This window comes from Pseudomonas lactis (assembly GCF_001439845.1).
GTDB lineage: Bacteria > Pseudomonadota > Gammaproteobacteria > Pseudomonadales > Pseudomonadaceae > Aquipseudomonas > Aquipseudomonas lactis.
Window position 1 is genome coordinate 68,046 of sequence record NZ_JYLO01000003.1, and the last position, 25,052, is coordinate 93,097.

At 61.8% G+C, this 25,052-nt stretch carries 20 protein-coding genes and 2 riboswitches; of the genes, 12 read left to right on the forward strand and 8 right to left on the reverse strand.

The window, feature by feature from the left end; all coding sequences use genetic code 11:
* Positions 1-4: 4 nt before the first annotated feature.
* Both TX24_RS32785 and TX24_RS05465 read right to left on the reverse strand, forming a co-directional pair.
* Positions 5-286, reverse strand: a complete 282-nt coding sequence (locus TX24_RS32785) for an SET domain-containing protein-lysine N-methyltransferase (RefSeq protein WP_338059757.1) — start codon at positions 284-286, stop codon at positions 5-7.
* Positions 178-4,359, reverse strand: coding sequence for an SET domain-containing protein (locus tag TX24_RS05465; protein ID WP_244175817.1), 4,182 nt, complete (start codon positions 4,357-4,359; stop codon positions 178-180). The genes TX24_RS32785 and TX24_RS05465 overlap by 109 nt, the downstream gene beginning before the upstream one ends.
* Positions 4,360-4,574: 215 nt before the next feature.
* On the opposite strand from TX24_RS05465, the gene nfuA reads away from it, so the two are divergent.
* Positions 4,575-5,159 (forward strand): Fe-S biogenesis protein NfuA, encoded by a 585-nt coding sequence (gene nfuA / locus TX24_RS05470; protein WP_003190728.1) that lies wholly within the window; start codon positions 4,575-4,577, stop codon positions 5,157-5,159.
* A gap of 209 nt (positions 5,160-5,368) precedes the next feature.
* On the opposite strand, the gene cobM is transcribed toward nfuA, so the two are convergent.
* The 4 genes from cobM to TX24_RS05490 all read right to left on the reverse strand — a co-directional run bounded on the left by cobM (position 5,369) and on the right by TX24_RS05490 (position 7,479).
* Positions 5,369-6,115 carry a precorrin-4 C(11)-methyltransferase gene (gene cobM / locus TX24_RS05475; RefSeq protein ID WP_003190729.1) on the reverse strand — a complete coding sequence of 249 codons (747 nt, stop codon included), beginning with the start codon at positions 6,113-6,115 and terminating at the stop codon, positions 5,369-5,371.
* Positions 6,116-6,185: 70 nt separating this feature from the next.
* Positions 6,186-6,578, reverse strand: coding sequence for a cobalamin biosynthesis protein (locus TX24_RS05480; protein ID WP_032892183.1), 393 nt, complete (start codon positions 6,576-6,578; stop codon positions 6,186-6,188).
* Complete coding sequence (locus tag TX24_RS05485; RefSeq protein WP_034135405.1) at positions 6,575-7,279, reverse strand: CbtA family protein; 705 nt, start codon at positions 7,277-7,279, stop codon at positions 6,575-6,577. Before TX24_RS05485 ends, TX24_RS05480 begins: the two co-directional genes overlap by 4 nt.
* Before the next feature lie 11 nt (positions 7,280-7,290).
* Positions 7,291-7,479 (reverse strand): CbtB domain-containing protein, encoded by a 189-nt coding sequence (locus TX24_RS05490; protein ID WP_003190735.1) that lies wholly within the window; start codon positions 7,477-7,479, stop codon positions 7,291-7,293.
* A gap of 96 nt (positions 7,480-7,575) precedes the next feature.
* Positions 7,576-7,787: riboswitch (cobalamin riboswitch) on the reverse strand.
* A 191-nt stretch (positions 7,788-7,978) separates the two neighbouring features.
* On the opposite strand from TX24_RS05490, the gene TX24_RS05495 reads away from it, so the two are divergent.
* The 5 genes from TX24_RS05495 to TX24_RS05515 all read left to right on the forward strand — a co-directional run bounded on the left by TX24_RS05495 (position 7,979) and on the right by TX24_RS05515 (position 16,315).
* Complete coding sequence (locus tag TX24_RS05495) at positions 7,979-9,346, forward strand: M10 family metallopeptidase C-terminal domain-containing protein (protein WP_057710004.1); 1,368 nt, start codon at positions 7,979-7,981, stop codon at positions 9,344-9,346.
* 64 nt (positions 9,347-9,410) lie between these two features.
* Positions 9,411-9,610: riboswitch (cobalamin riboswitch) on the forward strand.
* Between the two features lie 93 nt (positions 9,611-9,703).
* Positions 9,704-10,765, forward strand: a complete 1,062-nt coding sequence (cobW, locus tag TX24_RS05500) for a cobalamin biosynthesis protein CobW (RefSeq protein WP_020301551.1) — start codon at positions 9,704-9,706, stop codon at positions 10,763-10,765.
* Between the two features lie 2 nt (positions 10,766-10,767).
* Entirely contained in the window at positions 10,768-14,529 is a 3,762-nt protein-coding gene (cobN, locus tag TX24_RS05505) for a cobaltochelatase subunit CobN (protein ID WP_003190739.1), read from the forward strand.
* A gap of 125 nt (positions 14,530-14,654) precedes the next feature.
* Positions 14,655-15,659 carry a magnesium chelatase ATPase subunit I gene (locus TX24_RS05510; RefSeq protein WP_057709855.1) on the forward strand — a complete coding sequence of 335 codons (1,005 nt, stop codon included), beginning with the start codon at positions 14,655-14,657 and terminating at the stop codon, positions 15,657-15,659.
* 53 nt (positions 15,660-15,712) lie between these two features.
* A complete protein-coding gene (locus TX24_RS05515) occupies positions 15,713-16,315 on the forward strand; it encodes a vWA domain-containing protein (RefSeq protein WP_032900580.1) in 603 nt (200 codons plus the stop codon).
* A gap of 114 nt (positions 16,316-16,429) precedes the next feature.
* Here TX24_RS05515 and TX24_RS05520 read toward each other — a convergent pair whose 3' ends face one another.
* Positions 16,430-17,377 (reverse strand): DUF1853 family protein, encoded by a 948-nt coding sequence (locus TX24_RS05520; RefSeq protein ID WP_057709856.1) that lies wholly within the window; start codon positions 17,375-17,377, stop codon positions 16,430-16,432.
* A gap of 145 nt (positions 17,378-17,522) precedes the next feature.
* Between TX24_RS05520 and TX24_RS05525 the strand changes: the two genes are divergently transcribed.
* Genes TX24_RS05525 through pepN form a run of 6 tightly spaced genes read left to right on the forward strand, consistent with a single transcriptional unit; the run spans position 17,523 to position 24,023 of the window.
* Entirely contained in the window at positions 17,523-18,413 is an 891-nt protein-coding gene (locus tag TX24_RS05525; RefSeq protein ID WP_003190745.1) for an NAD(+) kinase, read from the forward strand.
* The gene (locus TX24_RS05530) at positions 18,410-19,384 is read left to right on the forward strand and encodes a metallophosphoesterase (RefSeq protein ID WP_420865809.1); all 975 of its coding nucleotides are present in this window, start codon (positions 18,410-18,412) and stop codon (positions 19,382-19,384) included. The genes TX24_RS05525 and TX24_RS05530 overlap by 4 nt, the downstream gene beginning before the upstream one ends.
* Positions 19,381-20,250: a rhomboid family intramembrane serine protease gene (locus TX24_RS05535; RefSeq protein ID WP_003190748.1), complete on the forward strand. Its 870-nt coding sequence runs from the start codon at positions 19,381-19,383 to the stop codon at positions 20,248-20,250. Before TX24_RS05530 ends, TX24_RS05535 begins: the two co-directional genes overlap by 4 nt.
* 14 nt (positions 20,251-20,264) lie before the next feature.
* Entirely contained in the window at positions 20,265-20,525 is a 261-nt protein-coding gene (locus TX24_RS05540) for a YeaC family protein (RefSeq protein ID WP_003190750.1), read from the forward strand.
* Positions 20,522-21,352 carry a DUF2797 domain-containing protein gene (locus TX24_RS05545; protein ID WP_032892171.1) on the forward strand — a complete coding sequence of 277 codons (831 nt, stop codon included), beginning with the start codon at positions 20,522-20,524 and terminating at the stop codon, positions 21,350-21,352. Before TX24_RS05540 ends, TX24_RS05545 begins: the two co-directional genes overlap by 4 nt.
* Positions 21,353-21,365: 13 nt before the next feature.
* Positions 21,366-24,023: an aminopeptidase N gene (gene pepN / locus TX24_RS05550; RefSeq protein ID WP_034135410.1), complete on the forward strand. Its 2,658-nt coding sequence runs from the start codon at positions 21,366-21,368 to the stop codon at positions 24,021-24,023.
* A gap of 167 nt (positions 24,024-24,190) precedes the next feature.
* On the opposite strand, the gene TX24_RS05555 is transcribed toward pepN, so the two are convergent.
* Positions 24,191-25,048: a metal-dependent hydrolase gene (locus tag TX24_RS05555; protein WP_047710675.1), complete on the reverse strand. Its 858-nt coding sequence runs from the start codon at positions 25,046-25,048 to the stop codon at positions 24,191-24,193.
* Positions 25,049-25,052 lie beyond the last annotated feature (4 nt).

The window sequence follows — 25,052 nt, forward strand, 5'->3', positions numbered from 1 at the left end:
GGGTTCAAGGCCTTATGTACTTCCAGTAGGCCTTGCCGTAGTCCATCAGCAACTCGGTCCCGGCAGGGATATCTCGCCAAGCGATTAAAAACACCATGTAGTTGCCTACATACAGGGCGCCGACATTTTCGATGCCCACGTCGGGCAGGTTCGGCACCTTGACCGCATTGATCAGGCTCAGCGTATTGCTGTTGCCGTGGCCGCTGATGGTCGCGCCTTGAGTGTGGGTCTGGAATAGATACGTACCGACAGCCGCCTCGCCTTTTTCCAGGATCTCGGTATTGATGGGGGCTGATCCAGATGCAGTTTGCCCGTGTACGGCCCAAGCACGTCGAAACGCTTAATATCGGTTCTGGCCACCACCGACAGGCCGCGCTCCGGGCCATCCGCCAGTTTCCTGACCTCCACCAGGCGATCAAGCCGACGATGATGGCTGCCCTCCTTGGAAATCCATTCACGAATACTTTTGGTCGCGGCTTCCTTGACTTCAACATGTTGCAGGCCGGTGAACTCGTCAAAAAAACGGTTGGCGTCGGTAATCTCGATGCTGTGCAGCGGGCCTTCAAGCTCAAGGGTCAAACTGCGCCTGATGTCTGTCGGGTCCTGCAGGATCGGTGCGTTATTGTTGATTTTATGATCAAAGGACGCCGTGATCGAGCTGGAGCGGCGCCGGGTGGATACCGCGTCCTCTTCCAGGCGTGGGCGTTTTGAGCTGCCGGGCGTGGGCGGCGCGGGGCGTTTCCTGGCTACCGGCTGGTCCTGGGGGCTTCTTTGTCCGAATAGCCACCTGTCTTTGCCGGCACGGGTCATGCTGCCATTGTCGTTGACGTAGCTGCTCCAGATGACGGGGTTGAGGTTGTTCTGTTCGACAAACGCGCGCATGGATACCTTTGAGTTGGCGGCGTTGTAGTGCTTGTTCCACGCATCCAGGTGCTCGGGTTTGAGGTCGTCGAATTCCTCGCCGCGCGCATATTTGGCGAGCACTTTGCCCGGCGCTCGGTAGCTGCCATCCAGGTTTACGTACTCGGCGAAGGCCACCGGGTCCAGATTATGATCGGCGGCAAATCCTTCGAGGGTGAGACTGTTGCGCTCGCGTTGGGATGCCTTGCTCCAGCGCTCCAGATGATCGTAGGTGACGCTGGTACGGGCGGTTCCCGCACGGTCGAGCATCTGTTGCCCTCTGCGCGTCAGGGTGTTGCGGGTGCTGACAAACTGCCGAAAGGCGTTGGGGTCCAGGTTGTAAGTATTGACGAAGGTGTCCATGGTTTTTTTCAGGGCGTCTTCGCTGGCCTCGGTCCATTTCAACAGCACCGATGGCGTTACCACGCTGGGTGCATCCGGCGCGCCGCCTGTCAGTTTTATCTGGCCTGAGTACCAATGTCCGGGCTCTACCGAGGACAGCGTGATCGACAAGTCCCGGTTGGTTTTGGGATTGACCAGGACAATGGAAAAGCTGTTGTCGGCGCCAGCGGCGGCTTCCTGGATAAAGCCATAGGAGTTGTCGCGGATCTGGTACACCGCGATCTTGCCTTTATCATCAATATTGCAGATATATTTCTGGTTGTAGTCCACTCGGGAGAAGATCCCGCGTGCGTCGGGCTTAAGGCCACGGATCAACTCGGGGTCGACCGCGTATCGACGGATCAGCGGGCTGCTATTGCTGATCACCGTGATCGGCTCTCGATAGCGCGGCCCGAAGGCTTTATTGGAGGCCGTATCTATCAAGCGATAGTCGGGGGCGTCGAGGCTGCCGACGTTGCGCATCGGGATGTTGGCGAAGCCGTCGACGGTAAACAGTTTGTCCCCCGTCTGCAGTGGCTTCCAGGTGCCAGGGTCGACCGAGCGCATGTGCCGGGCGGCGATGGTCCCATCCCGCAGTTGGGCAATACCGCGTTGTGCCTGGCGCATCAAGCCGCGGCCCAGCTTGAGCAGGCCGAAACGTGCCAGTCTGAGCAGGCTGGGCAGGGCGGCCAAGGGGTTGAGTTCCTGCAGGGTGGCAATCACCAGCTTTCCCGTGAGCTTCGCCAGTTTTGGCAGCGCCAGGCGCAGCCCGGTTTTACCGGCCTGAATAGCCAGGCGGGCAGAGCCGGACACATATCGGCCGACCGGCAAGGCGAAAAGCACGATGTCGATGAACAGGCTGGCGACGCCGGACTTGATGCGCTGGGGGTCGCCGGAGCCGATGTCGTCGATACCGCCCCAGAACGGCAGAAAAATCTTGCCCCAGAAGGCGAGGTCTTCGAGCACTTCAGCGCCGATGTCCACCTCCCGCGTGGCGTTACGGGTTTTTTCCAGCAGGGCTGCTTCGTCACAGAAAAACAGCTCGCGGGCGATCATGCTCGCCAGCCTTTCACTGCGTGGCGCATACAGTGTGTTGGGCTGCAACGATGACGCGCGCGCCAAGGCGGTTTTGATACCAGGCAAGGTCTCGCCGACTTGCTCAACGATCAACTCAGCCTTTTTGCCTGGCGTGGGCGCTTTGTTCTCGCGGTAGGCTTGCCGGTCAAAGGGCACTTCGGTGGCCAATCTGTATTTACACCAGCTCATTGCGTCTCGTAGCTCTACCACTTTGCCGTTCAGTGGCAGAGTCTTGATGTCTTTACGGTGACGGATCACGCCGGCGAAGGGGAACACTTCGATGTAGGTGGCTTGAAAGGGCGAGCGGGGCTTGACGATGCGCAGGATGAAACCTGCCCGGTAACGCACGGCATCGGTCTTGCGCTGGGTTTCATACTCGATAGGCACCTTGTCCAGCGCTTCTCTCAAGGAGTACACGGTGATCTCGTCCTGATTCACATCCAGGGTCGCACTGCCAAGGTGCGCAAGCAATGACTTGATCAGGGTTTTATAGGCGTTTTTCGGCTGTTCGAGGGCCTCGCGGAAGGTCTTGTCGTATTCCGAGTCCGACGCATAGCGCCAGCGCCCGGGCAGGTCGAGCGCAAGGCCCTGAATCGCGTTGAACATTTCGTATTCATGCTGCTCCAGTGCGGTGACAGCTTGAGTCAGCTCATCGCGGGTAGGGCCTGACGTTCGGCTGGCGATCAAGCCATTGGCCTGCGCCCATTGGACCGTGGGGCCGAGCCTCGCGGCGGCGACCAAGGCCTGCTGTTCAACGTTATCGCCACTGGCGCGAAAATGTTCCGCCGCCAGGTTGAGCAACTGCTCGAAGCTCATCTGGCGCGATGAGCCGGGTGCAAGCGCTTCGGCCAGCAGGAAACCGCTTCTGAAATTGACCCAGGTACTGCTGGCGGCGTACGGCAGGTCATCGGGGATATCAGCCACCCACACTTCGCTGGCCACATTGGCCTTGACGACGCACACCGCCAATTGCGCCGCGGCAGGGCTGATCGACAAGCTGTGTTCATAACGGCTGATCAAGGAGTGGCGGATCGACGAGTAAGACGCCCCAGGCTCGATAAATAACTTCAATTCGTTATCCATCGGCGACTCGGTGTTGGGCATGATCGTGAGCCACAGCGCTCGCCACAGCAATTTCACCCGCACCGGTTGGGGGCAGATTTCGTCCTTCTGGCTGCCATACCAGTCCAGTGCCTTGGCGATTCGTTCGCCCAGCGCCAGGTTGTCGGGGCTATTGAGAAGCTGTTCAAGCAGGACGGTTGGCGTGGTGGTGAGCATGGCCTGCTGTGAGGCGGTGAACGTTTCGGGCAATACCTGGCGGAACAGCGATTGTCGGGTGTGTGTTTCGATCTCGCGGATAACCTCCTTGATCTTCTGGTCGGCAGGGGCATCCAGCACATGCTGCAAATCGCTGGGCTGCCCATCGTGGCCCAGTTTTCTCAGGGTGTGGTGTTCCTGCAAACCCTGGAGAACCGCTTTCCATTGTTCGGGGGGCTTGGGTTGCGCCGGGAGGATCGAGTAGTACTTGAGCACCAGGTCGAACCGTACCGAACCGTCGCTTTTGACGCCGTTTCCCACACGCCGGTTGATATCCAGCAACACGTCGGCGTCGATGTACCAATAGGTGGGTATATGGCGCAGGATCACCGAATGGTCGGCAATGCTGAACGTTTCGGGAGGGTCGGGTATCGGCGAGCGGGCGCTGCTGAGCAGGGTTGAGAGCAGGTCATAAAGAAAGTCCCGGCCCAGAATGGAGTCATCCCGTTCAGGTTTTTCCCGTAGGAACTGCTGGAAGTCTTCATCGGCCTCCAGTTTTGCAAGGACCCGAACGGCTTCTTTGCACTCGCGATTCAGCTCGGAGTTCAACGGGGGAAAGTAATAAAGCTCGGTGGAGGGTACTGCCAGTGAGCTTTGTTCCGTTACAAAGTCAATCAGATGATCCAGATGCGCTTGCTGTTCAGGCAAGCCTTTGAAATAGAAACGCTGCAGCGCATTATTCATTCGATCCTCACAATCCATAGTGGAAGAGGATTCACTCTATTGAGCCGGGTTTTGCGGCGGGGGCTATATAGGTAGGCACAGGTTTTTGCACAAATGGGCCGGTGCAGCGGGGGCCTTCGGTCAGCAGGATCAGGTCTTTCCTGACAAAAATACTCGGACTTTGTACCTGCGTAATAATTTGGCGTAAACTGCGAGCAAGCCTGTGAGGAGTTTCCATGACTGCCATAACCATTACCGACGCCGCCCACGATTACCTGGCTGACCTGCTGTCCAAGCAGAACACCCCGGGTATCGGTATCCGCGTCTTTATCACCCAGCCCGGCACCCAGTACGCCGAGACGTGCATTGCCTACTGCAAGCCTGGCGAAGAGAAACCTGAAGACACCGCCCTGGGGCTCAAAAGCTTCACCGCCTACATTGACGCCTTCAGTGAAGCCTTCCTGGACGACGCCGTGGTCGATTATGCAACCGACCGCATGGGCGGTCAGTTGACCATCAAGGCCCCCAACGCCAAGGTGCCGAACGTCAATGCCGACAGCCCGGTGAATGAGCGCATCAACTACTACCTGCAAACCGAGATCAACCCTGGGCTGGCCAGCCATGGCGGCCAGGTGAGCCTGATCGACGTGGTGGATGACGGTATCGCCGTGTTGAAGTTCGGCGGCGGCTGCCAGGGCTGTGGCCAGGCGGACGTGACCTTGCGTGAGGGCATCGAGCGCACGCTGCTGGAACGTATTCCTGAGCTCAAGGGCGTACGAGATGTGACTGACCACACGCAGAAAGAAAACGCCTACTACTGAGTAAGGTGTTCACTGCGAACATAAAAAACGGCGCCCCGTGAGCGCCGTTTTTTTATGCCTTTTCTGTAGGAGCGAGCTTGCTCGCGAAAAACATCAACGATGACGCGTGCTTGCTGAATGAACGCGGCGCCTGTTAGTTTTTCGCGAGCAAGCTCGCTTCTACAAAAAGCCTTGAGGCAAGCCAGGTCCACATAGGTGTTTGCATTTCTTCAGGGCCGATAGAGGTGCGCATGCCCTGCGCGGTACAGCGACGACTCACTGAAACTGTCACTGGCCAACACCCGGCCCACCACAATCAATGCCGTACGCCGAAACCCCTTGGCCGCGACTTTCTGGGCAATGTCACTCAGCGTACCGACCACCCAATCCTGATCCGGCCAGGTGGCCCGGTATACTACGGCAATCGGGCAATCCGCGCCGTAGTGTGGCAGCAGTTCGGCGACGATCTTGTCCAGGTGATTGACCCCCAGATGAATCGCCATGGTGGTGCCATGCCGCGCCAGGCTGTCGAAGTCTTCACCGGGGGGCATGCTGGTTTTATCGGCGTAACGGGTCAGGATCACGCTTTGGGCGATGTCCGGAAGGGTCAGTTCGGTTTCAAGCAAGGCCGCGCACGCCGCGACCGCCGTGACCCCTGGAATGATCTGGAACGGGATGCCCAGCTCGCGCAAATGGCGGATTTGTTCGCCAATCGCCCCATACAGGCTTGGGTCGCCGGAGTGCACCCGCGCCACATCCTGGCCTTGGGCATGGGCCGTCTTGATCAGCTCGATGATCTGCTCCAGGTGCAGTTCGGCGCTGTTGACCACCTGGAGCGCCTGATGACCTTCCAGTACGGCGGCGGGCACCAGCGAGCCGGCGTAGATGATCACTGGGCAACTGCGGATCAGCCGCTGGCCCTTGACGGTGATCAATTCCGGGTCGCCGGGGCCGGCGCCGATAAAGTAGACGGTCATGGAGAAGTCCTGTTGAAAAACGGGCGAGCATGAAGATTGCTCATGATCGAAAGCGGCAATTATCGGGATTTTAACCTGCGCAGGCCAATGCAAGGGTGGCCTGTGCGCTTTTCTGGCGGGTGATCAGCAGGCGCGCGGGGCCATTGGACAGGTGCTCGGCCAGGGCCAGGGCGGCGCTTTCGGCTACGCCGTAACAGCCAGTGTGGGCAAAGGCCAGCGCTGAGCGATGGCTCAGCCGATGCTCATAGCCCACCAGTTGTTCGGCACTGAAGCACTGCAAGGGCAGGTTCAAGCGCTGGGCCAGCGCCAGCAGCCCAGGCTCATCGCGTTTACGGTCAATGCTTGCCAATGCGGTCACGCGTGAGCGCTCAATGCCGGCCTCGGCCAGGGCGCTGTCCAGCAATGCCAGCAGGCTGTGAACCTCACAGCCGCGCTGGCAGCCAAGCCCGACAACCAGAATCATGCCGAGTAGTGGTCGTCGCGGTTGCGGCGAAACAACCAGGCGCTGATCAGGCCCAGGGCCAGCCAGAAGGCCACGTTGGTCAATTGCGAGGCGATCTTGAACTGCGCTTCGAGCGCCTCGGGGGCCAACATCGAGTGCACTTGCGGCTGCGGCGCGCCGATGACGTGGGGAACGGCAAGAATCGCCAGCCCAAGCGCTTTCAACAGCCAGTTGCGACCGAACACGATCAGCGCCAGGCCGGCGGCGGTGGACGCTGCGGTGCCGATCCACCAGGTCTGGCGTAACGTCAGGTCAGCCGCCGCGGTGCCAGGCAGCTCCGGGGGCAGGCCCAGGGTGGGCGCCAGTACAAAGGTCGCGTAGCCGGCCAGGCCCCAGAGCAGGCCTTGGGCGGTGCGGGTTGGCGCGCGCAGCGTGTAGAGGCCGGCGAGCATAAGCGCGAATCCCACCGCCACTACCAGGTTGCCGCCGGTGGTGGACAGCACTCGCTGCCAGCCATCTTCAGGCTCCCAGGCTTGGGCGTCGTGGGTGTGAGCTGCGGCGCCAGCGGCGTGCTCATGCACCACTTCGGCGGTTGGCGGGGTTTTTTCAAAGCTTTCCGCCTGCAGAATCAGCGGTGCCACCCAAAAGCTTTGCAGCAGGGTCAGCAGCAAGGCAGCCAGAAGTCCGGTGAACCCTGCGGTTTGCGCAATACGCTTGATCATGTCGGCAGCTCTCAATGGCACGGGAACGCGGCGCTGTGGCGGGTATCGTGGGCGGCGTTGTGCACCGCCTCGATATGCGAGAACCCGGCGAAATACACCAGGCAAGCGCCAAGGATCGATGCACCGATGGCGGCGGTCAGGCGTTGGCTGAGGGTGGCGGTGCTAGTGGCGGTGTGCGAAGTGCTGCTGATGATCGACATGGCGCGTCCCTTTCAGGTGTCAGGGTGAAACGAGCGCATGAAAACCCCACGCGCCAGGCACGCAGGGTTCGAACAGCGCCCGCCCACCGCGGGTTTGTTATCTGAATTTTTCGGGCCGGTCTCCGGGCTTGCGAGGGGCGGCTCATCAAAGAGTCCTCCTGAAAGCATCGCCTTCCCATGCAAAAGCACAGTGGCCGTGACGCTTCGCTCGCTTACCGTTGCGGGGGCAGCACCGGACTTGTCATTGGATTTGACGCACCGGTTTCCCGTTTCACCCTGTGAAGGGCACCCGAAACAAGGTGTGTAGGAGAGCATGGTGTGCAGGTCAGCGTCAATTGGATGAGGACACCTACGAAGTACACGGCGATGAAGTATTTGCAGACGCAATAGGCAGACACGCGATGTATGAAGTGTTTGGGAACGCCTGCGCTTTTTTCGATAACTCAGAAGGAAACCCGGTTTATCTCCCCGCGCAACATTGAAATTAACGGTGGGCTTTATGCGACTTTCCAATACGCTGCAAAGTTTTCATGCGCCGCTTGCTGGCGATCAGCAATCAGCGGTGGCCGATGCGACCCTAAGGCCCAACGACCCCTCTGAATCGAACATTGATAAACCCTCTTTCACGGTTGATCAGGCCGCGCGTCAAATCACTCGAACCGGCCATCGTTGGTTTGACGCCAATCGCGACGGCATCACGCAGATCTCCTATTCATTCAACAAGCACGCAAGAGGGCACACGGCGTTCAATGCGACCCAGAAAGAGCAGGCCCGGCGCTCGATGCAATCGTGGGAGGATGTCGCGAATGTTTCATTCCAGGAAGGCAGTCGTCGCCCCGAGGGGCTTCTAGCGTTCTCCAATAGCACGGACTACGAGGTCGCCTTCGGCCAGTATCCGGGCCAGGAAGGTAAAGTGCTGATCAATCCCCGATTTGGCACCAATACTAATCCAGCCTTGCACAACCATGGGCGAATGACCCTGACCCATGAAATTGGGCACAACCTGGGCCTGTTACACCCAGGCACCTATAATTTTGGTAATCCCAATTACCGCGATCACGCCTTATATGCTCAGGATACGCGGGCTTACAGCGTGATGAGCTACTTCGATGCACCTGAAGCGGGTAAACACTTCAATGGAAAGTTACCGTCGGCGCCGATGATGGATGATATCGCCGCTGCGCAGCGGGTTTATGGTGCCAATAACACGACGCGCAATTCAGATACCACCTATGGCTTCAACTCCAATGCGGGACGAGACTATCTGGAGTTGAACTCGCGTCACGATACGGCCTTGTTTTGTGTATGGGACGGTGGTGGTGTCGATACGTTGGACTTTTCCAAGTATCACCAAAACCAGACTATCAATTTGCGGGCGGAGTCCTTTTCGGATGTTGGCGGCCTGGTGGGGAATGTTTCCATTGCCAAGGGGGTTACGCTGGAGAATGCAATCGGCGGCTCCGGGCATGACTCGATCATTGGTAACCAAGCAAACAACGTGCTTAAAGGTGGGGCGGGTGCGGATCGACTCCGAGGTGCGGGGGGCGCTGACACCTTCGCTTACGACAATGCCAGCGACTCCACGCCGGAATATCCCGATCAGATTATGGATTTTGTCACGGGTGTGGACAGAATCGATCTGTCGAACCTGCTGGGCAACGCGGGGGTTGATGCCCTGAGGTTCGTCAGGCGGCTGACGGGCAAACCAGGTGAAGCGATTCTGGATTACAACCGTACGACTAACCTGTCTAGGCTGGCCATCGACCTCACAGGGAATGGCCGATTTGATTTTTTCCTCAAGGCTTACGGCCCGATCAATGTGCCCGACATCATCACCGCCAATCCTGGCAGGCAGCGCTACGCCTAGTTGGCCGCTGCCTGGACCGACTTGCCGGTAGGTGCTTGAGCATTGACCGCCTGCCGTGCACTGCGTAGCCTTGCACCCTCGAGGTTCTTCGGCCCAGGCCGAAGCTAAGAAGGGAACGCGGTTCAAGCCGCGGCTGCCCCCGCAACTGTGAAGGGTTCAGTTGACTGCCACGCCACTGCCGATAGGGCGGGAAGGCGCAGTCAGCGTTGGTCGCAAGACCTGCACACCCCAAGCCAGGAGACCTGCCTCGCCACTGATTTTCCAATTCAACCGGGCGGGGTGATCCGGTGACGAAATCCGCTGCTGCGCGCCGCCGCAGGGCCTGTCGTCCCGTATGCCCGCCCCAAAGGGCATCCGATGAAAACACTGGCCAAACTTCCCGTCACCATCGTTACCGGCTTCCTTGGCTCGGGCAAAACCACGTTGCTGCGCCATATGCTCGACAACGCCCAGGGCCGTCGCATTGCGGTGATCGTCAACGAGTTCGGCGAGCTGGGCATCGACGGTGAAATCCTCAAGCAGTGTTCTATCGGTTGCACCGAAGAAGAAGCCAATGGCCGCGTCTACGAGCTGGCCAACGGTTGCCTGTGCTGCACCGTGCAGGAAGAGTTCTTCCCGGTGATGCGCGAATTGGTCGCCCGTCGCGGTGACCTGGACCATATCCTCATCGAAACCTCGGGCCTGGCCCTGCCCAAGCCGTTGGTGCAAGCCTTCCAGTGGCCGGAAATCCGCAGCGCCTGCACCGTTGACGCGGTGATCACCGTGGTCGACAGCCCGGCCGTGGCCGCCGGTACCTTTGCCGCCTTCCCGGACCAGGTCGACGCCCAGCGCAAACTTGACCCGAACCTGGACCACGAGTCGCCGTTGCATGAGTTGTTCGCCGACCAACTGGCCAGCGCCGACCTGGTGATCCTCAACAAAAGCGACCTGATCAGCGCCGAAGACCTGGCCCGCGTACGCCTGGAAGTCGCCGAAGAACTGCCGGCCGCGGTGAAGATCATCGAAGCCAGCAGCGGTCGCCTGCCTCTGGACGTGCTGATCGGCCTGGGCGCCGGTTCCGAGGAACATATCGACGGGCGTCACAGCCATCACGACCATCACCACGAAGGTGAAGACGACCACGATCACGATGCCTTCGACTCCATCTCCATCGACTTGCCCCAAGCCGATGAGGCGCTGCTGCTCGACGCCCTGACCCAATTGGTGGTGCAGCACGGCATCCTGCGGGTGAAAGGGTTCGCCGCGATCCCCAACAAACCGATGCGCCTGCTGATCCAGGGCGTGGGCACGCGCTTTGACAAACACTTCGACCGTGCCTGGGGCGCTGACGAAGCACGCACCACGCGCCTGGTGCTGATCGGCCAGGAACTGGACGCCGTGGGCCTTGAAGCGCAATTGCGCGCCGCCCTCAGCGTTTAACCATGCACCTGCTCAGGACCCAACCCGGTGGTTTCGTCGCGGACGACAATATTGCCGACCTTGGCCAAACCCCTGCTGAGCTGGTGATCCTGTGCAGCGGTGATTCCAGCCTGGCGCTGCTCGCCGAAGCCGCCCAGCAATTGCCGGAGGATTACCCCAGCCTGCGCCTGGCCAACCCGATGCAGGTGCAGAACCATGCCTCGGTCGACCTGTACGTCGACGAGGTATTGCGCCACGCCAAGGTCATCCTGCTGTCATTGCACGGCGGCATCGGCTATTGGCGCTACGGTATCGAGCGCCTGGTGGAGTTGGCCGAACGCGGCGTCACCCTGATCCTGGTGCCGGGTGACGACCGCCCAGACCCGGAACTCAGCGGCCTGAGCACCGTTGCGGCCGAACACCGCGAGCGCCTGTGGCACTTCCTGCGCCAAGGTGGCCTGGGCAATGCCCTGGATTTTTATCACTGCCTGGCCAGTGCCCACCTGGGCCGCGACTATGCCTGGGCCGAGCCGCAAACCCTGCCGCGCACGGCGATCTATCACCCGCGCAACGCCAACGCCCGCCTCAATGACTGGCAGGCCGATTGGCACGCTGATTGGCCCGTGGCTGCGGTGCTGTTCTACCGCTCGCATTTGCAGGCGGCCAATACCGGCTTTATTGATGTGTTCTGTCAGCGCTTGCAAGCGGCGGGCCTCAACCCGTTGCCGATTGCGGTGGCCAGTCTGAAAGAGCCCGGCTGCCTCACGGTGGTTGAGGACCTGCTGGACGATGTGCAAGCCTCGGTGATCCTGAACACCACCGGCTTTGCCCAGTCCAGCCCGGAAGCGCCGCACCTGCGCCCGTTTCGCCGCAATATCCCGGTAATCCAGGCGATCTGCGCCCAGGACAACCAACCCGGCTGGCAGGCCAGCGAACAAGGCCTGGGGCCCCGTGACCTGGCGATGCATATCGCTTTGCCGGAGCTGGACGGGCGCATCATCAGCCGGCCCATCAGTTTCAAGGACCTGGCCTGGCGCAGCGAGCGCAGCCAGTCGGATGTGGTGTGCTACCGCGCAGCGCCCGAGCGCATGGATTTTGTCGCTGAGCTGGCACGCCGTTGGGTCGAGTTGGCGCGGGTGCCCAATGCCCAGAAACGGATTGCGCTGATCCTCGCCAACTACCCGACCCGCGACGGTCGCATCGGTAACGGCGTGGGCCTGGACACCCCGGCGGCAGCCCTGAATATCCTGCGCGCCTTGCAAGCCGAAGGCTACCCGGTGGCGGATGTGTTGCCCGACAGTGGCACCGCGCTGATCCAGGAACTGCTCGGCGGCGTCACCAACGACCTCGACAGCCTCGACCTGCGGCCCTGCCATCAAAGCCTGGGCCTTGTGGAATACCAGGCGATGTTTGATCGTTTGCCAGCGTCCAATCGCCAGGCCGTACTGGCGCGTTGGGGCGCGCCGCAAAACGATCCGATGTGCCGCGATGGCCGCATGATGATCGCCGGCCTGCGCCTGGGCCTGACCTTCGTCGGCATCCAGCCGGCGCGGGGTTACCAGGTGGATGCCAGCGCCGTGTACCACGACCCGGACCTGGTGCCGCCCCATGGCTACCTGGCGTTCTATTTCTGGCTACGCCATACCTACGGCGCCCACGGCGTGATCCATGTGGGCAAGCACGGCAACCTGGAGTGGCTGCCCGGCAAAGGCGTGGGCCTGTCGGAGCACTGCTGGCCGGATGCACTGCTGGGGCCGCTGCCGAATATCTACCCGTTTATCGTCAACGACCCGGGTGAGGGCGCCCAGGCCAAGCGGCGCACCCAGGCGGTGATCATCGACCACCTGATGCCGCCGCTGACCCGCGCCGAAACCTACGGCCCGCTGCGTGACCTTGAGTTATTGGCCGACGAATATTACGAGGCGCAATTGCTCGACCCGCGCCGTGCGCTGGAGCTGCAAAAAGACATCCTCAAGCTGGTGCGCGAAACCCGTATCGACCAGGAGCTTGAACTGGGCAGTGAGGCGGACGCGGCGGTGTGGCTGCCGCGCCTGGATACCTACCTGTGCGACTTGAAGGAATCGCAGATCCGCGATGGCCTGCATATCTTTGGCGAGTCGCCCGAGGGCCGTTTGCGTATCGACACCTTGCTGGCGCTGTTGCGCATTCCCCGTGGCGATGGCCGGGGCCCGCAGTCGAGTCTGCTGCGTGTGTTGGCCAAGGCATTCGACCTGGGGTTTGATCCGCTCGATTGTGCACTGGCCGAGCCCTGGACGGGGCGGCGCCCGTTGGTGTTGCAGAAGATTGACGATCAGCTGTGGCGTACGGCCGGGGATACCCGCGAACGTCTGGAGTTGTACGCGGCGCGCTTGATCGAGCAGGCGTTGGAAGGCCCCATCGAACAGTTGGAAGAGCCCGGCTGGCAGGAGGTGAAGTCGGTGATCGAAAGCCTGCGCATTGTCGTCGCGCCACGCCTGGATGCCTGTGGGCCGGCGGAGATGCGCGGCTTGCTCGATGCCTTGAGTGGGCGCTTTGTCCCGGCAGGGCCCAGCGGTGCGCCGAGTCGCGGTCGGCTGGATGTGCTGCCCACGGGGCGTAACTTCTTTACCGTGGACGTACGCAACCTGCCAACCACCACGGCGTGGCGTCTCGGTTTCCAGTCGGCCAACCTGATTCTTGAGCGGCACCTGCAAGACCACGGCGACCACCTGCGTCAGCTCGGCCTGTCGGTGTGGGGCACTGCCACCATGCGCACTGGCGGTGACGATATCGCCCAGGCCATGGCACTGATGGGCGTGCGCCCGGTATGGGCAACTGGCAGTCAGCGGGTGGACGATTTCGAGATCCTGCCGATCAGCTTATTGGACCGTCCGCGGGTGGACGTGACCCTGCGCGTATCCGGGTTCTTCCGCGATGCGTTTGCCAACCTGATCCGCCTGTTCGATGCGGCGGTGCAGGCGGTGGCCGCCCTGGATGAACCCGACGACATGAACCCGCTGGCCGCCAAAGTACGCAGTGAACGCCAAGCATTGCTTGAGGCGGGCCTGGATGAAGGTGCCGCGGCCAAGCAGGCCGGCTGGCGCATTTTCGGCGCCAAACCGGGTGCCTATGGCGCGGGCGTGCAGGGCGCGATTGACGGGCGCTTGTGGCAGAGCCGCGAGGACTTGGCCGAGGTCTACCTGAACTGGGGGGGTTATGCCTACGGTGGCGCTGACGAAGGCACTGCGGCCCGCGAGCAATTTGCCCAGCGGTTGAGCCAGGTGCAGGCGGTGTTGCAGAACCAGGACAATCGCGAGCACGACTTGCTCGACTCCAACGACTACTACCAATTCCAGGGCGGCATGCTGGCCGCCGTGGAAACCCTGAGCGGCGAAAAGGCCGCCAGCTACCATGGTGACCACAGCCAGCCGGACGTGCCGAAAATCCGCACCTTGAAGGAAGAGCTCAACCGGGTGATCCGTTCCCGTGCGGCCAACCCCAAGTGGATCGAAGGCGTGAAGCGCCATGGCTATAAAGGCGCGTTTGAAATGGCCGCGACCGTGGACAACCTGTTCGCCTTCGACGCCACCACCGCGCTGATTGACGATCATCAATATGCCTTGCTCGCCGATGCCTACCTGCTGGACCCCGACACCCGTGCCTTTGTGCAACAGCACAACCCAGATGCCCTGCGCGACATGACCGAGCGCATGCTCGAAGCCCAGCAACGTGGCTTGTGGCAGGCACCGGGGGCGTACCGCGAAGCCTTGGAAAACCTGTTGCTGGACATAGAAGAAGACAGCTGAGTGATCGTTCCCACGCTCCGCGTGGGAATGCAGCCCGTGACGCTCTGCGTCACAAGAACGGACGCCGAGCGTCCAGCGAAGCGTTCCCACGCGGGAGCGTTGGAACGAGCTATTAAGAGTTGACTATGACTGATACTCCCCATTTCCCGCTGTCCGCCGTGGTCGGCGCTGATGACTTGAAGCTCGCGCTGTGCCTGGCCGCCATCGACCCGAAGATCGGCGGCGTGCTGATCGAAGGGCCACGGGGCATGGCCAAGTCCACCCTGGCCCGTGGACTGGCGGACCTGCTGGCCAGCGGGCAGTTTGTGACCTTGCCCCTGGGCGCGACCGAAGAGCGCCTGGTCGGCACCTTGGACCTGGACGCGGCGCTGGGCGAAGGCCGCGCGCAATTCTCCCCTGGCGTGTTGGCCAAGGCCGACGGCGGCGTGTTGTACGTGGATGAAGTCAACCTGCTGGCCGACCACTTGGTGGACCTGCTGCTGGACGTAGCCGCCAGCGGCACCAACCTGATCGAACGCGACGGGATTTCCCATCGCCATGCGGCGCGCTTTGTCCTGATCGGCACCATGAACCCGGAGGAGGGCGAGCTGCGCCCGCAGTTGCTCGACCGCTTCGGCTTCAACGTGGCGTTGAGCGGGCAGACTCTGCCCGCCGAGCGCGGGCAGATCATCCGGCGTCGCCTGGATTTCGACACTGACCCAGCTGCGTTCTGCGCGCAGTGGGCGCCAGCCCAAGCCGCCTTGCGCGAACGTTGCACCCAGGCGCGGGCACGGCTCGACAGCATCGCCCTGGATGACCAGGCGTTGGCGCGCATCACCGAGCGCTGCTTTGCCGCTGGGGTCGACGGCTTGCGTGCCGACCTGGTCTGGTTGCGTGGCGCCCGTGCCCATGCGGCGTGGCGTGGTGCGGCCGCTATCGAGCAGGAAGATATCGATGCGGTGGCAGAATTTGCCTTGCGCCATCGTCGTCAGCAACAGACTCCGCCAGGCTCGCCGCCCCAGCCGAATGACGGGCCGTCGTCGTCACCCTCTGACACCTCGCCCGGCCAAGGCCAGTGGGGCGATATGCCCGCACCCGCCTTGCCCACGGGCGTACGCCGCGATGTACCCACCTGGCCAAAAAAGCCCTAGGCATCCGCCCCCGTCCTGACGCGGGGGCGGATGCCCGGCCCCAGGCGGGGCGATTGAACACCGGCCGGCAGGGCAAGGCCCGCAGCGCCCAGCGCGGGGCGATCAATTGGCCGGGCACGTTGCTCGGCGGTCGGCCGCAATGTCGTGCGGACCTGTTGTTCCATTTGCGTTGCCGGTCAGCCCCTGAGCTGTGGCTGGTGATTGTCGATGCCTCGGCGTCCACGCGCCGCCATCGGGCGTTGACCGACGCCAAGGGGCTGCTGGCCCAGCTGTTTGACGATGCTTATCGGCAACGGGCGCGCATGGCGTTGTTGACGGCCAGCGGGCAATCGCCGAAGTGGCAGGTGCAAGGTTTGAAGGCGGCGAAAGGCTTGGCCGATTGGTTGGCGCAGTTGGGCGCGGGCGGCGGGACGCCATTGCTGGCTGCGCTGACCGAAGCGGGGCATTGGTTGGCGGCACGGCGCAAGCGCTATCCCGCCGAGCAGCAGAAGTTGCTGGTAGTGACCGATGGGCGGCTCAAGGCGATGGGCGCGCTGCCGCGATTGGAGTGCCCAGGCATGTTGATTGATATCGAGCGCGGGCCGATCAGGTTGGGGCGGGCTGAGGAATTGGCGGTGGGGTTGCAGTTGGGTTATCAGCATATCGATAAGCTGTAGCGTCTGGGCTATCGCTTTCGCAGGCAAGCCAGCTCCCACATTTTGACCTCGCCGCCTATCCCATGTGGGAGCTGGCTTGCCTGCGATGACGCCCTCAAACACACCACACCAGTATCAGCCTGTCCCCGGCACATTCGGCCAAAGATCGGCCACCAGAAACAACCGCTCGGCTTCCTCCCACTCCTCACCGTTCGGCACCATGCGCACCAGCAACTGCGCCGGCGCCATTGGGTCCAGCTCTGCCAGCCAGTCTTGCATCTGCACCTCATTCCACACTTCATCAGCCGGGTAATGCGCGGGCGCCAGCCAGGCATGGCGGGGCAGGGGTTGCCAGCGACCCGCCGGGCGAGTGCTGACAAAGTCTGTCCAGTCGCGCTGATGCAACCAGCGCCCACGCAGGTGCTGCGGGTGAGCGCCGAGGGGGGATTGCGCCGCGCCGGGCCAGGGGTAGAGCAGATAGCCGCCGAGCCACAAATGCGCATCGAACGCTTGGATATCCAGCGCCGCCAAGGCTTCGCGGCTTTCTGCCCGCGCGGAGATCGGCAGTTGATGCTCGGCCAGGTGCGCCAGCTTGCGGTCCAGCCGATCATGGCAGCCAGGCCCCAGCCATTGCGCAGTGTCCTGGCCATTGCCGTCCTGCGGGCCCAGGTAGAGTTTGATCGCCAGCTCAAGGTGGTGCACGCCATCACGGTCGCGCACCAGCATGTCCAGCTCGCCCAGGGTATGCCCGGCTCGGCGGATCGGCAGGTTGGCGGCCAGCAACTCCACGCCCGGCGCATGCTGCACCGCAAATTGCCACAAACGTTCGTAGTACAGGCCCAGGCGCCGGGTACGTGACAGGCTCAGCCACTGCTGCAACGCGCTGCTGTCCTGGTCCAGCTGGCGCAGCCAGGCTTCGAGCTGGTGAGGGGCCTGCACCCAGTCACTGCCGGCCAGCGGGTGGCGCTGCGGCCACGGCGTTTGCGCCAGCATCGGCGGCGCGAGCATCACCCACGCCAGGTCGCGCACTTCGGGGTGGCGCAGTTGGCGGGGCAGGGTGTGCAAGTCGGGGAATGGCGTCATGCTCCGAGCATAGCCTTTTCAGCGCCCGCAAGGTGCCTGAGAACCATTGTCATCAAGGCGTGGCGGCGACAAAGGATTTTGCCTGAGGCGGCCTTTCGCCCATAATCGCTCTTTTTGCCTCACCCCCAGATCCCGCAGGAGCCCCATGGAGCACTTTCGCAATATCGGCATTATCGGTCGCCTGGGCAGTACCCAGGTGTTGGACACCGTCCGCCGGCTGAAGAAGTTTCTGCTCGAGCGCCACCTGCATGTGATCCTCGAAGACACCATCGCTGAAATCCTCCCCGGCCACGGCCTGCAAACCTCGTCGCGCAAGATGCTCGGTGAGGTGTGCGACATGGTCATCGTGGTCGGCGGCGATGGCAGCCTGCTCGGCGCTGCCCGGGCGTTGGCGCGGCATAACGTGCCGGTGCTGGGGATCAACCGCGGCAGCCTGGGGTTCCTCACCGACATCCGCCCCGATGAGCTGGAAGTCGAAGTGGCCAAGGTGCTTGATGGCCATTACCTGGTGGAGAACCGCTTCCTGTTGCAAGCCGAAGTGCGCCGCCACGGCGAGGCGATCGGCCAGGGCGATGCCCTCAACGATGTAGTGCTGCACCCTGGCAAGTCCACGCGCATGATCGAGTTCGAGCTGTACATCGACGGCCAGTTCGTCTGCAGCCAGAAGGCCGACGGCCTGATCGTCGCCACGCCCACCGGTTCTACCGCCTACGCGCTGTCGGCCGGTGGCCCGATCATGCACCCCAAGCTCGATGCCATTGTGATCGTGCCTATGTACCCCCATATGTTGTCCAGTCGGCCAATTGTGGTCGATGGCAACAGTGAGCTGAAAATCGTGGTGTCCAAAGACATGCAAATCTACCCGCAAGTCTCCTGCGACGGGCAGAACCATTTCACCTGCGCCCCCGGTGACACCATCACCGTGAGCAAGAAGGCACAGAAGTTGCGCTTGATCCACCCGCTGGATCACAACTACTACGAAGTGTGCCGCACCAAGTTGGGCTGGGGCAGCCGCTTGGGAGGTGGAGGCGACTGATGCTCGATCCCGCGCGTAGCTACGACCTGATTGGTGACGTGCACGGTTGCGCTCATACCCTTGAGCACTTGCTCGACCAATTGGGTTACCACAAGCAGGGCGGCACTTGGCGCCATCCGTCACGCATGGCCGTGTTCCTGGGCGATATCATCGACCGTGGCCCACGCATCCGCGAGGCGCTGCATATCGTCCACGACATGACCGAGGCCGGCCAGGCGCTGTGCATCATGGGCAACCACGAGTTCAATGCGCTGGGCTGGACCACGCCGGCCCCTCTGGGCAGCGGCAAGCAGTTTGTGCGTGAGCACAACCCGCGCCACGCCCGCTTGATCCACGAGACCCTGACCCAGTTCGAACACCACCCGGCCGATTGGCACGACTTCCTCGGCTGGTTCTACGACATGCCGCTGTTTGTCGACGCCGGGCGCTTTCGCGTGGTGCACGCGTGCTGGGACGACAGTTTTATTCAGCCGCTGCGCGCGACGTTCCCGGATGGCTGCATCGACCCGCACTTCCTGCAAGCCGCTGCCGTACCGGGCAGTTTCGCCTGCAACGCGTTCGATCGCTTGTTGCGCGGTACCGATATGCGCCTGCCGGACGGCCTGACGTTGACCGGTGGCGATGGCCTGACACGTTCGTTCTTTCGCACCAAGTTCTGGGAAGACGACCCCAAGACCTACGGCGACATCGTGTTCCAGCCCGATGCTTTGCCGGAGCCGGTGGCACGCACGCCGCTATCGTCCACTGAAAAGAATTCCCTGCTGCGCTATGGCGTCGATGAACCGCTGTTGTTCGTCGGCCACTACTGGCGCAGCGGCAAACCCGCGCCGATCCGCCCAAACCTGGCCTGCCTGGACTACAGTGCCGTGCTCTACGGCAAGCTGGTGGCGTATCGACTGGACCAGGAAACCCAACTGGATCCGCGTAAATTCGTATGGGTCGACGTTGAGCGACCAGAGGCCATTCCATGAGTACCGTAGCTGTATTGCGCCTGCCCCTGAGCGTCGACCTGGGGGGCTTCGTCAAGTTGCTGCACCGCATGCAGGTGCCGCACCGCGTCAGCGAAGAGGCGGGTGAACAGGTGCTGTGGGTACCCGAAGCCATCAGCGACGATGTGCGCGTGTTGTATCAACGCTTCCCCGCGGGCGACCCGGACCAGCAACTGGACATTCCCGAACAGGCGCCCGTTGCGCGGCCAGGTTTTGTTCAGCAGGTGCGCCACAGCCCGGTCACCGCTCTGGTGTTGTTGGCCAGTCTCATCGTCGCTGCCGTAACTCTGCTGGGTGAAAACCTGCAAGCCATGGCCTGGCTGACCTTCCTGCCGTTTCGGGTGCTGGGCGAGTACATCCAGTTCACGCCGCTGGCCGACACCCTGGCCTCGGGGCAGTGGTGGCGCCTGGTGACGCCGATGCTGATCCACTTCGGCATCCTGCATCTGGCCATGAACGGCATGTGGTACTGGGAGCTGGGCCGGCGCATTGAAGCGCGCCAGGGCAGCATCAACCTGCTGGGCCTGACCCTGTTGTTCAGCCTGGTCTCCAACTACGCGCAATACGCCTACGGCGGCCCCGGTTTGTTTGGCGGCTTGTCCGGCGTGTTGTATGGCCTGCTCGGGCATTGCTGGATCTTTCAATTATTGTCGCCCAACCCGGCCTATCGCCTGCCCCGTGGGGTGCTGGTGATGATGCTGGTGTGGTTGCTGCTCTGCCTGTCGGGGCTGGTCTCGATGATCGGTTTCGGCGAAATCGCCAACGCGGCCCATGTGGGCGGCTTGGTCATCGGTTGCTTGACGGGTTTGCTCGGCGGTTTGTACAACCGTCGCAAAGCGTCTCTTTGATAAGGAAGAGCCTTATGTCCTCTTTTGCTGAAATGATCGAAAACATCACCCCGGACATCTACGAGAGCCTCAAGCTCGCGGTAGAGATCGGCAAATGGTCCGATGGCCGCAAGCTCACCGCCGAGCAGCGCGAACTGTCGCTGCAAGCGATGATCGCCTGGGAGATTCAGAACCTGCCCGAAGAACAGCGCACCGGTTATATGGGCCCGCAGGAGTGCGCGTCCAAATCCGCGCCAGTACCGAATATCCTGTTCAAATCGGATGCGATCCATTGATTGAAATTGGTCGCGGTGCAGTCAGCAAAATGTCGGCGCAACTCGGTGAGCCGACCGTTCAATACGCCTTTCGCTTAGGAAGCACAGAGGTGCCGGTCAATCCGTTGATCGGTACCCATGTACGTTTGGAATACCTGGGCGCGATCCATTGCAGCCATTGCGGGCGCAAGACCAAGACCAGCTTCAGCCAGGGCTATTGCTACCCGTGCATGACCAAGCTGGCCCAGTGTGACTTGTGCATCATGAGCCCCGAGCGTTGCCATTACGACGCCGGCACCTGCCGCGATCCGGGCTGGGGCGAGACATTCTGTATGACCGACCACGTGGTGTACCTGGCCAACTCGTCGGGGATCAAGGTCGGCATTACGCGGGCTACGCAGTTGCCCACCCGTTGGCTGGACCAGGGCGCCAGCCAGGCGCTGCCGATCATGCGCGTGGCGACGCGCCAGCAATCGGGCTTCGTCGAAGACCTGTTTCGCAGCCAGGTGGCCGACAAGACCAACTGGCGCGCTTTGCTCAAGGGCGATGCGCAATCGGTGGACCTCAAGCAGGTGCGTGACGAGCTGTTCGCCTCTTGCGCCGAGGGCTTGCTGGGTTTGCAGGAACGCTTTGGCCTGCAAGCCATCCAAACCATTGCCGACATCGAGCCGATTGAAATCCGCTACCCGGTCGAGCAGTATCCGACCAAGATCGTCAGCTTCAACCTGGACAAGAACCCGATTGCCGAAGGCACGCTGCTGGGGATCAAGGGCCAATACCTGATCTTCGACACCGGCGTCATCAACATTCGTAAATACACGGCCTACCAGCTCGCCGTGCATCAGTAGAAGGATCCCCAGCATGCGCACCGAACAACCGAAGATGATTTACCTGAAGGACTATCAGGCGCCGGACTACCTGATCGACGAGACGCACCTGACCTTCGAGTTGTTCGAGGACCACAGCCTGGTCCACGCGCAGCTGGTGATGCGCCGCAACCCCGAGCGTGGTACCGGCCTGCCACCGCTGGTGCTCGATGGCCAGCAGCTTGAGTTGCTGAGCGTCACCCTCGCGGATCAGGAACTGACCGCCGCCGATTACCAGCTGACCGACAGCCACCTGACCCTGCAGCCCCCGAGTGAAACCTTCACCCTGGACACCACGGTCAAGATCCACCCGGAAACCAACACCGCACTGGAAGGCTTGTACAAATCCAGCGGTATGTTCTGCACCCAGTGCGAGGCCGAAGGTTTCCGCAAGATCACCTATTACCTCGACCGCCCGGATGTGATGAGCGTGTTCACCACCACGGTGATCGCCGAGCAGCACAGCTATCCGGTGCTGTTGTCCAACGGCAACCCGATCGCCAGCGGCCCTGGTGAAGACGGCCGGCACTGGGCGACCTGGGAAGACCCGTTCAAAAAGCCGGCCTACCTGTTTGCGCTGGTGGCCGGTGACCTGTGGTGCGTCGAAGACAGCTTTACCACCATGACCAACCGCGAAGTCGCGCTGCGCATCTACGTCGAGCCGGAAAATATCGACAAGTGCCAGCACGCCATGACCAGCCTGAAAAAATCCATGCGCTGGGACGAAGAGACCTACGGCCGCGAGTACGACCTCGACATCTTCATGATCGTCGCGGTCAACGACTTCAACATGGGCGCCATGGAGAACAAGGGCCTCAACATCTTCAACTCCAGCGCCGTGCTGGCCCGCGCCGAAACCGCTACAGACGCCGCTCACCAGCGCGTCGAAGCCATCGTCGCCCACGAATACTTCCACAACTGGTCGGGTAACCGCGTGACCTGCCGCGACTGGTTCCAGCTGTCGCTCAAGGAAGGCTTCACCGTGTTCCGTGACTCGGGCTTCTCTGCCGACATGAACTCGGCCACGGTCAAGCGCATCCAGGACGTGGCGTACTTGCGTACCCATCAGTTCGCTGAAGATGCCGGCCCCATGGCCCATGCCGTGCGCCCCGACAGCTTTATCGAGATCTCCAACTTCTACACCCTGACCGTGTATGAAAAGGGCTCGGAAGTAGTTGGCATGATCCACACCTTGCTCGGCGCCGAGGGCTTTCGCAAAGGCAGTGACCTGTATTTCGAACGCCATGACGGCCAGGCCGTGACCTGCGACGACTTCATCAAGGCCATGGAAGACGCCAATGGCGCCGACCTCAGCCAGTTCAAGCGCTGGTACAGCCAGGCCGGCACCCCGCGCCTGGCGGTCAGCGAGGCCTACGACGCAGCGGCCAAGACCTACAGCCTGACCTTCCGCCAGAGTTGCCCGCCCACTCCGGACAAGGTCGAGAAACTGCCCTTTGTGATCCCGGTGGAGCTGGGCTTGCTGGACGGGCAGGGCGCCGGCATTGCCTTGCGCCTGGCCGGTGAAGCGACGGCGGGCGACACTTCGCGGGTAATCTCGGTGACCGAAGCGGAGCAGACGTTTACCTTCGTCGACATCGCTGAAAAACCCTTGCCTTCGTTGCTGCGTGGTTTCTCGGCGCCGGTGAAGCTCAGCTTCCCCTACAGCCGTGATCAACTGATGTTCCTGATGCAGCACGACAGCGACGGTTTCAACCGCTGGGATGCCGGCCAGCAATTGGCCGTGCAGGTGCTGCAGGAGCTGATCGGCCAGCATCAGGCGGGCCAGCCGCTGAAGCTCGATCAACGCTTGATCGACGCGCTGCGCACGGTGTTGAGCGATGAAAGCCTGGACCAGGCCATGGTCGCCGAAATGCTCTCGCTGCCGAGCGAAGCCTACCTCACGGAAATCAGCGAAGTGGCGGATGTGGACGCCATCCACGCTGCCCGCGAGTTTGCCCGCAAGCAACTGGCCGACAACCTGTTCGAAGGGTTGTGGCTGCGCTACCAGGCCAACCGCGAGCTGTCCAAGCAAACGCCATATGTGGCAGAGGCCGAGCACTTCGCCCGGCGTGCGCTGCAGAACATCGCGCTGTCGTACTTGATGCTCAGCGGCAAGCCAGAAGTATTGGCGGCCACCCTGGATCAGTTCGACACCAGCGATAACATGACCGAACGCCTGACGGCGTTGGCGGTGCTGGTGAACTCGCCGTTTGAAGCAGAGAAAGCCCAGGCCTTGGCGGTGTTTGCCGAAAACTTCAAGGACAACCCGCTGGTCATGGACCAATGGTTCAGCGTACAGGCCGGCAGCACCTTGCCGGGCGGGCTGGCGCGGGTCAAGGCGTTGATGCAGCACCCGGCGTTCACCATCAAGAACCCCAACAAGGTACGCGCGCTGGTGGGCGCATTTGCCGGGCAGAACCTGATCAACTTCCATGCGGCGGATGGCTCGGGTTACCGGTTCCTGGCGGATCTGGTGATCCAGCTCAATACCTTGAACCCGCAGATTGCCTCGCGCCAACTGGCGCCGCTGACCCGCTGGCGTAAATACGACAGCGCACGGCAGGCGCTGATGAAAGCGGAGCTGGAGCGCATCCTGGGCGCGGGTGAGCTGTCCAGCGATGTGTTTGAGGTGGTCAGCAAGAGCCTGGCGTAACCCTCACAGCCCTAACGCGCTCCCACAGGGGATCTGTGCCAGGCGCAGATTTTGTGGGTAGTACATGACCAATGTGGGAGCTGGCTTGCCTGCGAAAGCGGTGGTTCAGTTAAAGATTCAGTGACTGACCCACCGCCTTCGCGAGCAAGCACGCTCCCACAGTTAGGTCAGGGCGCGTCAGTTTGATAAGCGTCGTAGCCGCGGCGCGTACGCTCTATCTCTTCGACCAACCGGTCAATGCCCGCCAACCGCGCCCGGTTGTCATGATCCCAGGGATGAAAGCCCGGCTTGAAGTAATGCAGCCACGGCCGGAACATCCGTGGAAACACGCCTTTGGGCCCATACAAGAATTTAACCATGCGCCACAGCCCCTTCAGCGTGCCACCCGAAGTGCGGTCGGCAATCAACAGGCGCACGTGAAAATCCAGCACCACCACCCAGAACAGCACGCTGGTGGTCAGCATGGTGCCGGTGCGCAGCAGGTAACGCGCAGGCCCTGGCTTGATCACTGTGTTCCACACATCGAACGCCACGGCTTTATGTTCGGTTTCTTCCAGGGCGTGCCAGTACCACATCTGCTGGTAACCCTTGAGTGAGTCGCCAAAGCGCGACGGGTCGCTCAGCAGGATCTCCGCGAGCATCGCGGTGTAGTGTTCCAGGGCGATGGTCACCGCCAGGTTGAACGAGGGCGGCAGGTGTTTTTTCTGCAGGTCGAGGAAGAACTTCAAGCGTCGGTCAAGGGTGTGCGCCGGCAGGCCGGCCGCTTGCAGCAAGTCGTTATAGGCCACGTGTTCACGGCTGTGCATGGCCTCCTGGCCGATAAACCCCTGGATCTCTTTTTTCAGTTCGGCATCGTCGATCTGCCCACGGTAGTGGCGCACGCTGTCCATGAAGAACAGCTCGCCCTGGGGAAACAGCAACGACAGGGCATTGAAGAAATGGCTGACCACCGGCCCTTGTTCGTGCCAGTTCTTGATGCGCTCGGCAGGCAAGGCAAAACGGATATCGCGACGGATCGGCAACATGGTG

Excerpts from the sequence above, each read along its gene's own strand:
- TX24_RS05465 (WP_244175817.1), bottom strand. The coding sequence starts at position 4,359 with ATGAATAATGCGCTGCAGCGTTTCTATTTCAAAGGCTTGCCTGAACAG.
- nfuA (WP_003190728.1), top strand. The coding sequence starts at position 4,575 with ATGACTGCCATAACCATTACCGACGCCGCCCACGATTACCTGGCTGAC.
- cobM (WP_003190729.1), bottom strand. The coding sequence starts at position 6,115 with ATGACCGTCTACTTTATCGGCGCCGGCCCCGGCGACCCGGAATTGATC.
- TX24_RS05480 (WP_032892183.1), bottom strand. The coding sequence starts at position 6,578 with ATGATTCTGGTTGTCGGGCTTGGCTGCCAGCGCGGCTGTGAGGTTCAC.
- TX24_RS05485 (WP_034135405.1), bottom strand. The coding sequence starts at position 7,279 with ATGATCAAGCGTATTGCGCAAACCGCAGGGTTCACCGGACTTCTGGCT.
- TX24_RS05490 (WP_003190735.1), bottom strand. The coding sequence starts at position 7,479 with ATGTCGATCATCAGCAGCACTTCGCACACCGCCACTAGCACCGCCACC.
- TX24_RS05495 (WP_057710004.1), top strand. The coding sequence starts at position 7,979 with ATGCGACTTTCCAATACGCTGCAAAGTTTTCATGCGCCGCTTGCTGGC.
- cobW (WP_020301551.1), top strand. The coding sequence starts at position 9,704 with ATGAAAACACTGGCCAAACTTCCCGTCACCATCGTTACCGGCTTCCTT.
- cobN (WP_003190739.1), top strand. The coding sequence starts at position 10,768 with ATGCACCTGCTCAGGACCCAACCCGGTGGTTTCGTCGCGGACGACAAT.
- TX24_RS05510 (WP_057709855.1), top strand. The coding sequence starts at position 14,655 with ATGACTGATACTCCCCATTTCCCGCTGTCCGCCGTGGTCGGCGCTGAT.
- TX24_RS05520 (WP_057709856.1), bottom strand. The coding sequence starts at position 17,377 with ATGACGCCATTCCCCGACTTGCACACCCTGCCCCGCCAACTGCGCCAC.
- TX24_RS05525 (WP_003190745.1), top strand. The coding sequence starts at position 17,523 with ATGGAGCACTTTCGCAATATCGGCATTATCGGTCGCCTGGGCAGTACC.
- TX24_RS05535 (WP_003190748.1), top strand. The coding sequence starts at position 19,381 with ATGAGTACCGTAGCTGTATTGCGCCTGCCCCTGAGCGTCGACCTGGGG.
- TX24_RS05540 (WP_003190750.1), top strand. The coding sequence starts at position 20,265 with ATGTCCTCTTTTGCTGAAATGATCGAAAACATCACCCCGGACATCTAC.
- pepN (WP_034135410.1), top strand. The coding sequence starts at position 21,366 with ATGCGCACCGAACAACCGAAGATGATTTACCTGAAGGACTATCAGGCG.
- TX24_RS05555 (WP_047710675.1), bottom strand. The coding sequence starts at position 25,048 with ATGTTGCCGATCCGTCGCGATATCCGTTTTGCCTTGCCTGCCGAGCGC.